The sequence below is a fragment of the Rugamonas sp. FW305-51 genome (assembly GCF_058786935.1).
Genome location: NZ_JBYSZG010000001.1, coordinates 220,429 through 234,226 on the forward strand (window position 1 = coordinate 220,429; position 13,798 = coordinate 234,226).

11 protein-coding genes are annotated in these 13,798 nt (G+C 64.3%); all 11 read right to left on the bottom strand.

Translation table 11 applies throughout. From position 1 onward, the window contains the following. Positions 1 to 2: 2 nt before the first annotated feature. The 11 genes from AC3WOS_RS00930 to can all read right to left on the bottom strand — a co-directional run bounded on the left by AC3WOS_RS00930 (position 3) and on the right by can (position 13,565). Positions 3 to 1,187, bottom strand: a complete 1,185-nt coding sequence (locus AC3WOS_RS00930; protein WP_492713925.1) for an acetyl-CoA C-acyltransferase — start codon at positions 1,185 to 1,187, stop codon at positions 3 to 5. 155 nt (positions 1,188 to 1,342) lie between these two features. Continuing rightward, positions 1,343 to 1,990, bottom strand: a complete 648-nt coding sequence (locus tag AC3WOS_RS00935; RefSeq protein ID WP_492713927.1) for a TetR/AcrR family transcriptional regulator — start codon at positions 1,988 to 1,990, stop codon at positions 1,343 to 1,345. A 2-nt stretch (positions 1,991 to 1,992) separates the two neighbouring features. Beyond that, positions 1,993 to 2,832 carry a helix-turn-helix transcriptional regulator gene (locus AC3WOS_RS00940; RefSeq protein WP_492713929.1) on the bottom strand — a complete coding sequence of 280 codons (840 nt, stop codon included), beginning with the start codon at positions 2,830 to 2,832 and terminating at the stop codon, positions 1,993 to 1,995. Positions 2,833 to 3,080: 248 nt separating this feature from the next. Continuing rightward, the gene (locus AC3WOS_RS00945; RefSeq protein WP_492713931.1) at positions 3,081 to 4,694 is read right to left on the bottom strand and encodes a class I adenylate-forming enzyme family protein; all 1,614 of its coding nucleotides are present in this window, start codon (positions 4,692 to 4,694) and stop codon (positions 3,081 to 3,083) included. Between the two features lie 42 nt (positions 4,695 to 4,736). Further along, positions 4,737 to 5,642, bottom strand: coding sequence for a hydroxymethylglutaryl-CoA lyase (locus tag AC3WOS_RS00950; RefSeq protein ID WP_492713933.1), 906 nt, complete (start codon positions 5,640 to 5,642; stop codon positions 4,737 to 4,739). A gap of 14 nt (positions 5,643 to 5,656) precedes the next feature. Then, on the bottom strand, positions 5,657 to 7,672 hold the full coding sequence (locus AC3WOS_RS00955) for an acetyl/propionyl/methylcrotonyl-CoA carboxylase subunit alpha (RefSeq protein ID WP_492713935.1): 2,016 nt from the start codon (positions 7,670 to 7,672) through the stop codon (positions 5,657 to 5,659). Positions 7,673 to 7,695: 23 nt separating this feature from the next. After that, complete coding sequence (gene bioB, locus AC3WOS_RS00960) at positions 7,696 to 8,712, bottom strand: biotin synthase BioB (RefSeq protein ID WP_492713937.1); 1,017 nt, start codon at positions 8,710 to 8,712, stop codon at positions 7,696 to 7,698. A gap of 4 nt (positions 8,713 to 8,716) precedes the next feature. Further along, the gene (gene bioF, locus AC3WOS_RS00965; RefSeq protein WP_492713939.1) at positions 8,717 to 9,961 is read right to left on the bottom strand and encodes an 8-amino-7-oxononanoate synthase; all 1,245 of its coding nucleotides are present in this window, start codon (positions 9,959 to 9,961) and stop codon (positions 8,717 to 8,719) included. A gap of 39 nt (positions 9,962 to 10,000) precedes the next feature. Then, entirely contained in the window at positions 10,001 to 11,608 is a 1,608-nt protein-coding gene (locus AC3WOS_RS00970) for a carboxyl transferase domain-containing protein (protein ID WP_492713941.1), read from the bottom strand. A gap of 16 nt (positions 11,609 to 11,624) precedes the next feature. Continuing rightward, the gene (locus AC3WOS_RS00975; protein WP_492713942.1) at positions 11,625 to 12,809 is read right to left on the bottom strand and encodes an isovaleryl-CoA dehydrogenase; all 1,185 of its coding nucleotides are present in this window, start codon (positions 12,807 to 12,809) and stop codon (positions 11,625 to 11,627) included. A 54-nt stretch (positions 12,810 to 12,863) separates the two neighbouring features. Next, a complete protein-coding gene (gene can, locus AC3WOS_RS00980; RefSeq protein WP_492713943.1) occupies positions 12,864 to 13,565 on the bottom strand; it encodes a carbonate dehydratase in 702 nt (233 codons plus the stop codon). Positions 13,566 to 13,798 lie beyond the last annotated feature (233 nt).

Below are 13,798 nucleotides of genomic sequence, written 5' to 3' on the forward strand. Positions count from 1 at the left end.
GCTCAGACGATCTCGAACAGTCCGGCGGCACCCATGCCGCCGCCCACGCACATGGCGACCACCGCGTACTTCACGTTCCGGCGCTTGCCCTCGAGCAGCACATGGCCCACCAGGCGCGCGCCCGTCATGCCGTAGGGATGGCCGATCGAGATACCGCCACCATTGACGTTGTACTTTTCCGGGTCGATGCCGAGCTGGTCGCGGCAATACAAGGCCTGGCATGCGAAGGCTTCGTTCAATTCCCACAGGCCGATGTCGTCCACCGTCAATCCGTGCTGCTTGAGCAGTTTCGGAATCGCATAAATCGGGCCGATACCCATTTCCTCCGGCGCGCAGCCGGCCACCGCCATGCCACGGTAGATACCCAGCGGATTGAGGCCCTTGCGCTCGGCCGTGCGGCGATCCATCATCACGCAGGCCGACGCGCCGTCGGACAACTGGCTGGCATTGCCGCCGGTGACAGAACCGCCTTCGATGACCGGTTTCAATGCCAGCAAGCTGGCCAGCGTCGTCTCGGGACGGTTCCCTTCGTCCCGCGCCAACGTCACCGTCTGGTACGACAACGCCTTGGTTTCCTTGTCCTGGATGGCCATGTCGGTGGTGATCGGCACGATTTCATCGTCAAACCGGCCGAGTTGCTGCGCCAGCGCCGTGCGCTGTTGCGAGGCGAGCGCGTACGCGTCCTGCGCTTCGCGGGAAATGCCGTATTTTTTCGCGACAAATTCGGCCGTCTGCAACATCGGCATGTAGGCATGCACGGCTTGTCGCAGGACCATAGGATCGGCTTCCGCGGCGGCCCATTCCATATAGCGGCCCTGCACCGCCGAGATGTTCTCATGGCCGCCCGCGACCACAATCCGCATGCCATCGACAATGATCTGTTTCGCCGCCGTCGCAATGGCCATCAGACCGGACGAGCACTGGCGGTCCATGGTTTGTCCGGGCACGCTTAGCGGCAGGCCCGCCGCGATACCGGCGTAGCGGGCCAGGTTCATGCCGGCGGTGCCCGCCGCCAACACGGTGCCCATCACCAGGTCATCGACGTCGGCACCGTCGATGCCGGCCCGCTTGACCGCATGCTGAATCGCATGCCCCAGCAAGGTCGGGGACTTTGTATTGTTCAGCGCGCCGCGGAAAGCGCGGCCGATGGGGGTACGCGCCGTGGCGACAATGACGGCTTCATTCATGTTGTTGACTCCTCTATTAGACCTGATCGTTATGACTAGCGCGCTGACAAGCACGTTCATGCATCAGGTTAACAGCTGAGGAAGCGACAATCTTGTGCCAATTAGCTGCGCCGCGGGCTCAATGGTGCCGCCGCACCGGACGCACCCGCTGCCGATCACGCCACGATGAGCTTGAGCAGCATGTCGCGAAATTCCGGCGCGCTGTAACGGCCCGAGGCGCGGAACCAGGTCATGGCGCCCATCAGCGCACCGTGCAGGATGCGCGCGGCCGCATCGACGGGAATACGCAAGGGACACAGGCGGGCATAGTCCGACAGCGCGTCCAGCCAAATCCCGTTGTAGCGCGTCCGCAGGCGGGTGAATTCCGCCTTCAGCGGTTCCGGCACTTCGCGCCATTCGAATACCAGCACGGCAAGATAATCCTTCTTGACGTCACTGACCATCCACTCGAGTTCCATATCGATGATCTGTTGCAGGCGGCCGGCCGGATCCCCGGTCCGCTGCACGACATCCTCCGCGCGCAGGCACAGGCTGAGGGCCGTTTCGCGCATGATCTCGAACAGCATCTCATCCTTGGAGCGGAAGTGATAGAACAGGCTGCCGGACAGGATACCGACCGCTTCCGCGATATCGCGCACCTTGGTGCCCTGGTAACCGCGCTCGTGGAACAACCGGGCCGCGGCATGCAGGATGCGATCGCGCGGAATCGTCGTGTCCGACGCCCGCTTGCCGCGCCCGCGCCGGGTGGTGGGCCCGCTTGCAGGCGTCGCTTCCGGCCCGTCCGTCGTGTAGTCGCTTTTCATGCTCACGCCGCGACGACCGGCTCAAAATTATGGTGGATGACGGCCAGGCGGCGCGAGCCAGCCAGGATATCCTTGGGCGTCAAGCCCCAGTACCGGCGCACTGTATGGCTGAAGTGCGACGAATCGGGATAGCCGATATCGAGCGCGACGTCCGTCAGGCTGGCAGCGGTATTGACGTACCACAGGAAGCTACGGGCCCGCTTCCAGGCCCGGAAACTACGGAACGTGGTGCCGACCTCCTCCCTGAACAGGTGCAGGAAGCGGGAAAACGACAGGTCCACCAGTTTTGCGCATTCTTCCGCGCCGATCAATCCGCAGGGATCGTGCCTGATGCGATCGACCACCACCGCCATGCGCGCGTCGAGCTTGCGGGCCACGAATTGCTGGCCGAAGAAATAGCCGTCGAAATCTTCCTGGATCGTGGCGATGTGCACTTGCTTGTTGCACAATCGATGAAAGGCGTTGCGCACCTGTGCCAGGCCCGGCAAGCATTGGCTTGCATCGCCACTGGGCTGCAGCCACGCGGGCAAGGAGGCAAGCGCGATGGTCTCTGTTTCCACCAGGATCAGGCCGATGAGACGGTCGCTGGTGGTGATGCGATGGGGCGTATCGGGCGCCACCACATACATTTCGGCGCTCTCCCAGGGGCGCTCGCCAACCTGGATCTGGAATGGCGCGCTCAGCGAGACGTACACCGTCAACGCCCCGAACTCCCGCACTTGCGGGCGCCCCAGCAGGCCGATGTAGGCGACGCGCCCGCACGTGATCAGCATCATCCGTTCCGCCTGCTCAGCAGATATTGCCATTGTTTGCGCGCTTTTCAGCCGCTCTCCCTGCATCATGTCGTTCTCCTTGCCATCGCGCCGTGGCGCCCTGCCCACCGTCGCGACTTGTCTCCGCTTTTTATCCTGGCCAATTTGCCCGCCGCAAATTGCCAGGTTCCCAGTGCCTATCAAACAGATTGACACAGGCTCAATTACTAAGCAAGTGCTTGGTAGATTGAAATATCTTATCACTCGCCAGTACGGCATAGATAATATACAAGGCCTATATCAAGCAAGTGCTTGATAGGTTCCATGTGGTATCGGCGCTACTCCCCGCGCAGGACGGATTTCTGCACCTTGCCGGCGGGCGTCTGCGGCAACGCGTCCCGGAACACGACCTGCCGCGGCACCTTGTAGTCGGCCAGGCGCTGCTTGCAGTAATCGATGATGTCCTGCTCCGAGCAGGTACCGCCTGGTTTTCGCACCACGTAATACCGCCCGATTTCGCCCAGCACCGGGTCGGGCACGCCGATGCCGGCCACCTGCACCACGCCGGGATAGTTGCAAATCACGCCTTCCGTCTCCGCTGGGTAGACATTGAATCCCCCCTGGATGTACATGTCCTTGGATCGCCCGAGCAAGTAGACATAGCCACGCCCATCGACATAGCCCAGATCGCCCGTATGCAGCCAGCCATCGCAGTCGAAGGTGCCGCCGTCCCGACCCGCATCGAGATAGCAGCCGACCACGCCCAGGCCGCGCAGCCAAAGTTCGCCCGGTTCGCCGGCTTGGGCAGGACGCCCATCGGCCAGCGCGATTCTGACCTCGGCGCCCTCCAGCGGCTTGCCGATGGAATGCAGCAATTCCTCCTGCTGCGCGTCCCAGGGCGTCATGACGATGGCGCCCGACGATTCCGTCAAGCCGTACAGGTTCATCAGCCGCGCATTGGGGACCATCTCGCCGAGTCGCCCCAACAGCGCTTCGTCCGCGTTGGCGCCACCGGTGAAGATGAGCCGGACCCGTTGCAGGTCCACGGTCCCGATGCGAGGATGCATCATCAGCAGTGTCAACATGGTGGGAACGCCGCTGATGACGGTCGGCGGATGGCGCGACATCATCTCGATGACCGTGTCGGATTTGAACACGGGGACCAGTTCGCAACATCCGCCGCCGATCAGGAACGTCAGGATGCCACAGGTGATGCCGCCGACATGGTTGAGTGGATTGGCCAGCTGAATCAGGTCGTCCGGCACGGCGCCGATGTGGCGCGCCTGCGCCCGGGACGCCTGCAGCGCGGAGCGGTGCGACAGCCCTACCCCCTTGGGCAAGCCGGTCGTTCCGGACGTATAGATGATCATCAACATGTCGTCCGGTGCGACGGCAGCGCCGGACGCGGGCGCCGGAGACGCCGCGGACCATGCCGCCCCGCAGCCCTCGCCGGCGCGGAACGCCGGGCGCCCCTCTTCCCCCGGGGCGCCGACCAGCACATGGTGGCGCAGCTGCGGCAATTTGTCGCGGCGGCCCGCGAAGTAGGCCTGATAATCGAAGCCGCCATAGTCGGCCAGAGAAATCATCACGCTTGCCTTGCTGTCCCCCAGCATGTGATCAAGCTCGGTTTCCCGGTAGCGCACGTTCAATCCGACAATGACGGCCCCGACACGCGCAGCGGCGAAGAACGCGACCACCCATTCGATCTGGTTCAATGCGATCACGGCCAGGCGCTCGCCTTTTTTCACGCCCAGGCCGGTGAGCCGGGCCGCGAACGCGTCCGCGGCCGCTTCGACGTCGCGGAAGGAGTAAGCCTGGCCTTGGTCGATGTACGCGGTGCGCTCGCCATGCCGGGACGCTGCCGCCGACAGTAACTGGCCAACGGTATCGGCCGGAATGGCGGCGTCGCTTGCGCCTGGCAGCTCCGGTGGCGGATTTTTATTATTCATCATTCAAGTCTCCTGTTCGATTTATGGCTAGTTCCTGGCGTGCGTTTAGATCCGCTTGGCGGCGATGGCCCTTCCTGCGCGGCTCCCCACCTCGCGCCCCAGATGTTGCGAGATGAAGCGGCCCGCATCGACTACCTGCCCGAGGTCGATTCCTGTTTCCACGCCCAGCCCTTGCATCATGTATAGCACGTCCTCGGTGGCGACATTGCCGGTGGCGCCTTTGGCGTAGGGACAGCCGCCCAGGCCCGCCACCGACGCGTGGAACACCGTGACGCCTACCTCCATCGCCGCATAAATATTGGCCAGCGCCTGGCCATAGGTGTCATGGAAATGGCCGGACAGGTGCGCGATCGGGAAGGCGCGCGCGACAACATCCATCACTTGCTGCACGTGGCGCGGCGTGCCGGCACCTATCGTGTCTGCGATATCGATGTCGTCACAGCCAAGCTCGGCCAGACGGCGCACCACGTCGGCAACGTCCTGCGCCGTCACCGCCCCCTGATACGGACAACCGAAGGCGCAACTGATACTGCCGCGCAGACGGATGTGGTCGCGCCGGGCCGCCTCGGCCACGTCACGGAAGCGCTCGATGGATTCGGCGATCGAACAGTTGATGTTCTTTTGCGAAAAAGCTTCCGAGGCCGAGCCGAAAATCACCACCTCCTGACAGTTTGCCGCCACCGCGTCCTGGTAGCCCTGCATGTTGGGCGTCAACGCCGAGTACACCACGCCAGCCTTGCGCCGGATGCCGGCCATGACTTCGGCCGAAGTGGCCATTTGCGGCACCCAGCGCGGCGAGACAAACGACGCCGCCTCGATATGGCGGACGCCCGCCTCGACCAGCCGCTCGACCAGCGCGATCTTGAGCGCGGCGGGTATCAATTGTTGCTCGTTCTGCAAGCCGTCGCGCGGGCCCACTTCCACGATGCTGACCTTGTCGGGCAATCCCATGCCGTACTCCCCGTTCAAGCCGCTTTGAAGGCGAGCATCTGCGCACCCTCGCCCACCTGGTCGCCGATTTCGTACAGCAACTCTTCCACGGTGCCGTTGGCGGGCGCGGCGATGGTGTGTTCCATCTTCATCGCCTCCATGATCAACAGCGGCGCGCCCCGCTCCACGGTACTTCCCTTGCCGACCAGGATGGCGACGATCTTGCCCGGCATCGGCGCCGTCAGACGGCCGCCTTCGGTTTCCGCATCGCCGGCATGGGCCAGCGGATCGTTGTAGCGCAGCGGGTAATGGGCGCCATCGGCGAAAACGTGGAACATGTCGCCATCGCGGATGACTGTGCCGCGCGCCGTTGCGCCATCCAATTTCAGCGCGATGTGCTTGCTGCCGCGTTCAATCAGGGCCATCGTGGCCGTCAATCCGCCGCTCGCCACCGACCAGCCGTGCTCGAGGTAGCCCACCGTGACGGCGTGCGCGCCCGTGTCATCGGCGTATTCCAGCTTGCGCAGCAGCGCGCCATTCAGGCGCCAACCATCGGTGGCGCTCCAGGGATCGTCGTCGCTGCCCGCCGCTGCCTGCTCGGCCTGCAGCAACGCGGCAGCGGCCAGCCCCAGCACCGGCAAGGGCGGCGGCGGAACGGGCGGAAACAGGGCGGCATGATGGCGTTCGATCAAGCCCGTATCGAGCTCGGCCTGGCTGAACGGCTTGCTGCCGACCAGGCGCTGCAGGAAGGCGATGTTGGTGGCAAGGCCGACCACCTGGAATTCCGACAAGGCCTGCGCCATCCGTGCCAGCGCTTCGTGCCGGTCGCGGCCCCAGACGATCAGCTTGGCGATCATGGGGTCGTAGAACGGCGAAATCTCGTCGCCTTCACGCACGCCGGAATCGATACGCACCGCAGCCGGCTCGCCGTTTGCATCATGCTGGCCAAGCTCAAAACTGACGGCCGCCGGCGTGTGCAGATGGCGCAGCGTGCCGATCGACGGCAGAAAGCCCTTTTCCGGATTTTCCGCGTAAATGCGCGCTTCGAGCGCGTGGCCATGGATTGCCAGCGCTTCCTGGCGGCAGGGCAAGGCTTCGCCCCCCGCCACCCGCAATTGCCACTCGACCAGATCAACCCCGGCGATCATTTCCGTTACCGGATGCTCCACCTGCAGGCGCGTATTCATTTCCATGAAATAGAACGAACCATCCTGGTTGGCAATGAATTCCACCGTGCCGGCGCCGACGTAGCCGACCGCCTTGGCGGCGGCCACCGCCGCCGCACCCATGGCGCCACGGCGCTCTTCCGTCATGCCCGGCGCCGGCGCCTCTTCCAGCACTTTCTGATGGCGGCGCTGTACCGAACAGTCGCGTTCGAACAGGTACACGCATGCGCCCGTCGTGTCGGCAAACACCTGGATCTCGATATGACGCGGGCGGGTCAGGTATTTTTCGACCAGCACCTTGTCGTCGCCAAAGCTGTTGATCGCTTCGCGCTTGCACGATGCCAGCGCGGCCTTGAAATCGCCGCTGCGCTCGACAATGCGCATGCCCTTGCCGCCACCGCCGGCGCTGGCCTTCAACAGCACCGGATAGCCGATGGCGTCGGCCTGCTCCTGCAGAAAGCCGGCGTCCTGGACCGCACCGTGGTAGCCGGGCACCAGCGGCACCCCGGCGCCTTCCATCAAGGACTTGGCGGCCGACTTCGACCCCATGGCGCGGATCGCCGACGCCGGCGGGCCAATGAAGACCAGCCCGGCGGCGGCACACGCCTCGGCGAAGTCCGCGTTTTCAGACAGGAAACCATAGCCGGGATGGATCGCCTGCGCGCCCGTCGCCAGCGCGACTTCGATGATCTTATCGGCCCGCAGATAGCTTTCCTTGGCCGGCGCGGGCCCGATCAGAACGGCCTCGTCACAGACGGCGACATGCCTGGCGCCGGCGTCCGCCTCCGAATAGACCGCGACAGTCTTGACGCCCATGCGGCGGGCGGTGGCGGCGACACGGCACGCGATCTCGCCCCGGTTTGCAATCAAAATCTTGGTGAACAATTTGACTCCTTGTTGAATTGAACTTAAGGCTCGCACTTCGCGTGCTGTACCGTGTGGCGGGTGCGCATGCCCAGCTTTTCCAGCAGCGTCCGGTCTGCTTCAACTTCCGGATTGCCCGTGGTCAGCAGCTTATCGCCGTAAAAGATCGAATTGGCGCCGGCGGCAAAGCACATCGCCTGCACCGCCTCGCCCATCTCGCGGCGGCCGGCCGACAAGCGCACGCGGGCCTTTGGCATCGTGATGCGCGCCACGGCGATGGTGCGCACGAATTCCAGCGGATCGATCGGTTCGGCGCCATACAATGGCGTACCCTCGACCTGCACCAGGTTATTGACCGGCACCGAATCCGGATAGGGATCCATATTGGCCAGCTGGGCGATCAGGGCGGCGCGCTGGCGGCGCGATTCCCCCATGCCGACGATGCCGCCGCTGCACACCTTGATGCCGGCTTTGCGCACGCGATCGAGCGTATCGAGACGGTGCTGGTAATCGCGCGTGGTGATGATGTTGTTATAGTGATCGGGCGCCGTATCGAGGTTATGGTTGTAGTAATCGAGGCCGGCATGCTTGAGCCGTTCCGCCTGGCCCTCGGCCAGCATGCCGAGCGTCACGCAGGTCTCCAGGCCCAGCGCCTTCACTTCGCGCACCATGGTCTCCACCAGATCGAGATCACGGTCCTTGGGTGCGCGCCAGGCCGCGCCCATGCAAAAGCGCGTCGCGCCGCTGGCCTTGGCCGCTTGCGCCGCGGCCAGCACGGTATGAAGCGGCAAGATCTTTTGCGCTTCGACGCCGGTGTCGTAACGCGCCGCCTGCGGGCAATAGGCGCAGTCTTCGGGGCAACCGCCGGTCTTGATCGACATGAGCGTGGCCAGCTCGACCTCTTGCGGATCGAAGTGTGCACGATGCACCTGTTGCGCCCGGAACAGCAGCTCCGTGAACGGCAAATCCAGCAGCGCGGCGACGTCATCGAGCGGCCATGGATCCGACCGGCCCGGCGCGAGGCGCGAAATGGTATGGAAGGTAACGGTTTGCGGCGACATGGAACTATCCTCTCGTGGGTTGGGTGCCGGTGACGGCGGCGGTGTTGTTGAGCATGTTCAAAGCCTGGACCAGCCGCGCCACATCACCGGTGGTGTGCGCGGCCGACAAGGTCACGCGCAACCGTGCGGTACCCGCAGGCACCGTCGGCGGACGGATCGCGGGAACCCATAGTCCGTGCTCATACAGTGCCGCCGACACGGCCAACGCGTCATGGTTTGCGCCGATGACGAGCGGCTGTATGGCGGTCTGCGAACTCTTGTGCTGCCAGCCTTGCAGGCGCAAGCCATCCTGCAATTGCCGCACCAGCGCCTGCAACTGGGCGCGCCGCGCGGCCCCTTCCTCGCCTTCGATGATGGCAAGGCTGGCCAGCAGCGCGTGGGCCAGCGCCGGTGGTGCGCCGGTCGTAAAAATGTAGGTGCGCGCGCGCTGCAGCAGCAATTCGATCACGCTCTCGTGCGCGGCCACGAAAGCGCCCGCCACGCCGGCTGCTTTGGACAAGGTTCCCATATACACCAGGTTGGGCGAGCGCAGCGCGAAATGTTCGAGCGCCCCCCGGCCATGTGCACCCAGCACGCCAAAGCCATGCGCGTCGTCGACCACCAGCCAGACGCCATGCTGTTCGCACAATGCCAGCAATTGCCGCAGCGGCGCGATGTCGCCATCCATCGAGAAGACACTGTCGGTCACCACGATCTTGCGTTCCGCCGTGCTGGCCGCCAGCAGTTTTTCCAGCGCGTCCGTATCGGCGTGCGGATAGACCTGGACGCGGGCGCGCGCCAGGCGCGTGCCGTCGATCAGCGACGCGTGGTTCAGCGCCTCCGAAAAGATGGCGGCGTCGCTGCCGCCCAGCGTCGACAGCACCGCCAGATTGGCCATGTAGCCGCTGCAAAAGGTCAGCGCACGCGGCGCGCACAGGTGGGGCGCCAGGAACGCGGCCAATCGCTCCTCGAGCGCCGCGTGCGACCGGTAGTGCCCGCTGACCAATGCCGACGCACCACTGCCGGCCCCGTACAGTTGCGCTCCTTCGAGCAGCGCAGCCACCACGCGCGGATGATCGGCCAGGCCCAGATAGTCGTTGCTGCAGAAGGCCAGCAGGTCGAGGCCGCCGTTCCCGGCGCCATGCCCGCCCGCGCCGCCGCTCACCGTGACATGCGGTCCGCATGGCGTTTCCGCGATGCGGCGTTGGCGGCGCAGCCCGCGCGCATCGATCGCGTGCAATTCACGTTCCACTCCATCTAGCAGATTCATGGTACCGGTCCTCCTCATATGCACTGGCGCGTGGCAACATCACATCCTGAAGACGCCGAATTTCGTCTCCGGGACCACCGCGTTCAGCGTGGCGCTCAAGCCCAGTCCCAGCACCATGCGGGTATCGGCCGGGTCGATCACACCGTCGTCCCACAACCGCGCGGAAGCGTAATACGGATGGCCCTGATGCTCATACTGGGCCCGGATCGGCGCCTTGAACGCCTCCTCCTCCTGCGCCGACCAGTTGCCGCCGCGCCCCTCGATGCCGTCGCGCTTGACCGTCGCCAGCACGCCGGCCGCCTGTTCGCCGCCCATCACGGAGATGCGCGCATTGGGCCACATCCACAGGAATCGCGGCGAGTAGGCGCGCCCGCACATACCGTAATTTCCGGCGCCGAAGCTGCCGCCGATGATGACGGTGAATTTCGGCACGGCGGCGGTGGCCACGGCCGTCACCATCTTGGCGCCGTTGCGCGCGATACCTTCGTTTTCGTACTTGCGTCCCACCATGAAACCATTGATGTTTTGCAGGAACACCAGGGGGATCTTGCGCTGGCAGCACAGTTCGATGAAGTGCGTGCCTTTCAGGGCCGACTCGGAGAACAGGATGCCGTTGTTGGCGATAATGCCGACCGGCATGCCGAAGATATGGGCAAAACCGCACACCAGGGTGGTGCCGTAGCGCGCCTTGAATTCGTCGAACTCGCTGCCGTCGACAATGCGGGCGATCACTTCGCGCACGTCAAATGGCTTGCGCGTGTCGGTCGGGATCACGCCATACAATTCCTGCGTGTCATATTTCGGCGCCACCGGTTCGCGCAGCGCCAGTTGTTTGGGCTTGCGCCGATTCAGGTTGGAGACGATGACGCGCGCAATCGACAGCGCATGCATGTCGTTCTGCGCCAGATGATCGGCCACCCCGGACAGGCGGGTGTGCACGTCGCCGCCGCCCAGCTCTTCGGCCGTCACCACCTCGCCGGTGGCAGCCTTCACCAGCGGCGGCCCTCCCAGGAAAATCGTGCCCTGTTCCTTGACGATGATCGATTCATCGCTGATGGCGGGGACATACGCGCCGCCGGCCGTGCACGAGCCCATCACGACGGCGATTTGCGGTATGCCCCTGGCGGACATATTGGCCTGGTTATAGAAAATGCGGCCAAAGTGATTCCGGTCCGGAAATACCTCATCCTGGTTCGGCAAGTTGGCGCCGCCCGAATCGACCAGATAGATGCAGGGCAGATTGTTCTCGGCGGCGATTTCCTGCGCGCGCAAGTGCTTTTTCACCGTCATCGGATAGTAGGTGCCCCCCTTGACCGTCGCATCGTTGCACACGATCATGCATTCCAGGCCGTGCACGCGGCCGATGCCGGTGATGATGCCGGCCGACGGGGCGTCGTTGTCGTACATATCGCAGGCAGCGAGCTGCGACAGTTCGAGAAACGGCGTGCCCGGATCGAGCAGCATCTGCACGCGGTCGCGCGGCAGCAGCTTGCCCCGCGCCACATGCTTGTGGCGGGCATCGGCGCCGCCGCCCAGCGCGATGGCCGCGATCTTGTCCTTCAGGTTCTCGACCAGGCGCTCCATTGCCTCGGCATTGCCGCGAAAGTCTTCCGCGCGGCAGTTCAGTTTGGATGTCAGTACAGTCATTGCGCACCCCTGCCGGTCAATTGGTTTCCGAGAACAATTCGCGTCCGATCAGCATGCGGCGGATTTCGCTGGTGCCGGCGCCGATCTCATAGAGCTTGGCGTCGCGCCACAGGCGGCCAGGCGCATATTCGTTGATGTAACCGTTGCCACCCAATGCCTGGATGGTCTCGCCGGCCATCCAGGTCGCCTTCTCGGCCGCATACAGGATGGCGCCGGCGGCATCCTTGCGCAGCGCGCGCACCTGTTCCGCACTGCGGGCCCGGTCGCAGGCCTGGCCCACGGCATAGGCATACGCCTTGCACGCCATCATGGTGGAATACATATCGGCGAGCTTGCCTTGCATGAGCTGGAATTCGCCGATGGGCTGGCCGAACTGCTTGCGGTCGTGGATGTAAGGCACGACCACATCCATGCACGCCTGCATGATGCCCAGCGGGCCGCCGGACAGCACGGTGCGCTCGAAATCGAGGCCGGACATCAGCACGTTGACGCCCTTGCCGACGCCGCCCATCACGTTCTCGGCCGGCACTTCGCAGTCCTCGAACACCAGTTCGCCCGTGTGCGAACCGCGCATGCCCAGCTTGTCCAGCTTTTGGGCGATCGAGAAGCCTTTGTAGCCCTTTTCGATCAAGAAGGCCGTCATGCCGCGTGGACCGGCCGCCAGATCGTTTTTCGCATACACCACCAGCACGTCGGCGTCGGGGCCGTTGGTGATCCACATCTTGGTGCCGTTCAGTACCCAGCGGTCGCCCTTGAAGTCGGCCCGCAGCTTCATGCTCACCACGTCGGAGCCGGCGTTGGGCTCGGACATCGCCAGTGCGCCTATGTGTTCACCGGACACGAGCTTGGGCAAGTACTTGCGCTTTTGCTCTTCCGTGCCATTGCGCTTGATCTGGTTGACGCACAAGTTCGAGTGCGCGCCATACGACAGGCCGACGGAGGCCGATGCGCGCGAAATTTCTTCCATCGCGACGATGTGCGCCAGATACCCCATGTTGGCGCCGCCATATTCTTCCGGCACCGTGATGCCCAACACGCCCAGCGCGCCCAGTTTGCGCCACAGGTCCATCGGGAACTGGTCGGAACGGTCGATTTCCGCGGCGCGCGGGGCGATTTCCCCGGCGGCGAACTGTTGTATTGCTTCCCGCAGGGCGGCGATGTCCTCGCCATGATCAAAGGTTAAACCGGGCAAATGCAGCATGTTGTTCTCAATTTCAAAAGGAGGTTGATGACAAGGCAAATCGAAGAGATAGTTTTAGTAAGCCGCGTGCGCCACGCAACACGCGGACGGACGCTGCTTGTCGTGCTGGTCGCTGCCGGAGGCGTGGATCGCCTCCTGGTAGCGCCGCCGCAGACTGTCGGCCGAACTGACCGCGATGCCCAGATCGCGCAGCAAACCGTCATGCAGGCCGTAGATCCAGCCGTGCACCGAGAGCCGCTTGCCCCGGCTCCAGGCGGACCGGACAATCGAGGTCCGGCACACATTGGCCACCTGCTCGATCACGTTCAGCTCGCACAGCCGGTCATGCGCCAGCGCATATTCATCGATGGCATCCAGTTGTTGCGCGTGGCGGTCCCGGACGTCATCGACATGGCGCAGCCAGTTGTCGGCCAGGCCGGGACGGCGGCCGGCGAGCGCCAGCCCCACGCCGCCGCAGCCGTAGTGCCCGACCACCATGATGTCTTCCACCCCAAGCACGTCGACGGCGAATTCAATGACGGAAAGACAATTGAGATCAGTGTGCACGACAAGATTGGCAACATTGCGGTGCACAAACACCTCGCCCGGCTCCAGCCCGACGATCTCATTGGCGGGCACCCGGCTGTCCGCGCAACCGATCCATAAATAGCGGGGCGATTGCTGCTTGGACAGGCGGGAGAAAAAGCCGGGATCGTCGGCCGTCCGCCGTGCCGACCATTGCCGGTTATTCAAGAACAGTTGGTCTAAGGTTCCCATCGCAGGTCCAGTGGGTTGCTCCCTGTTGTCAGCCCAGGGATGGTTACACGATGGAGTGAAGGTAACCCGGCCGGCGCGGCCCGTCTTGCGCAAACTTGCTGCGCGGCGCCGGCCGGCCCGGCCGCCGCCGGCCACCCCATGGCGGCCCCGCAGCCCGCGCTGGCGCGCCGTCGCAGCCACTTTCCACAAGACCGGCGCCGGGTCCGGCTCTATCCTGCAACAACAAACTTAGC

Bases quoted from the DNA above. Each gene is read 5' to 3' on its own strand.
- AC3WOS_RS00930 (WP_492713925.1), bottom strand. From the start codon at position 1,187: ATGAATGAAGCCGTCATTGTCGCCACGGCGCGTACCCCCATCGGCCGC.
- AC3WOS_RS00945 (WP_492713931.1), bottom strand. From the start codon at position 4,694: ATGATGAATAATAAAAATCCGCCACCGGAGCTGCCAGGCGCAAGCGAC.
- AC3WOS_RS00935 (WP_492713927.1), bottom strand. From the start codon at position 1,990: ATGAAAAGCGACTACACGACGGACGGGCCGGAAGCGACGCCTGCAAGC.
- AC3WOS_RS00970 (WP_492713941.1), bottom strand. From the start codon at position 11,608: ATGACTGTACTGACATCCAAACTGAACTGCCGCGCGGAAGACTTTCGC.
- can (WP_492713943.1), bottom strand. From the start codon at position 13,565: ATGGGAACCTTAGACCAACTGTTCTTGAATAACCGGCAATGGTCGGCA.
- bioF (WP_492713939.1), bottom strand. From the start codon at position 9,961: ATGAATCTGCTAGATGGAGTGGAACGTGAATTGCACGCGATCGATGCG.
- AC3WOS_RS00975 (WP_492713942.1), bottom strand. From the start codon at position 12,809: ATGCTGCATTTGCCCGGTTTAACCTTTGATCATGGCGAGGACATCGCC.
- AC3WOS_RS00950 (WP_492713933.1), bottom strand. From the start codon at position 5,642: ATGGGATTGCCCGACAAGGTCAGCATCGTGGAAGTGGGCCCGCGCGAC.
- bioB (WP_492713937.1), bottom strand. From the start codon at position 8,712: ATGTCGCCGCAAACCGTTACCTTCCATACCATTTCGCGCCTCGCGCCG.
- AC3WOS_RS00940 (WP_492713929.1), bottom strand. From the start codon at position 2,832: ATGATGCAGGGAGAGCGGCTGAAAAGCGCGCAAACAATGGCAATATCT.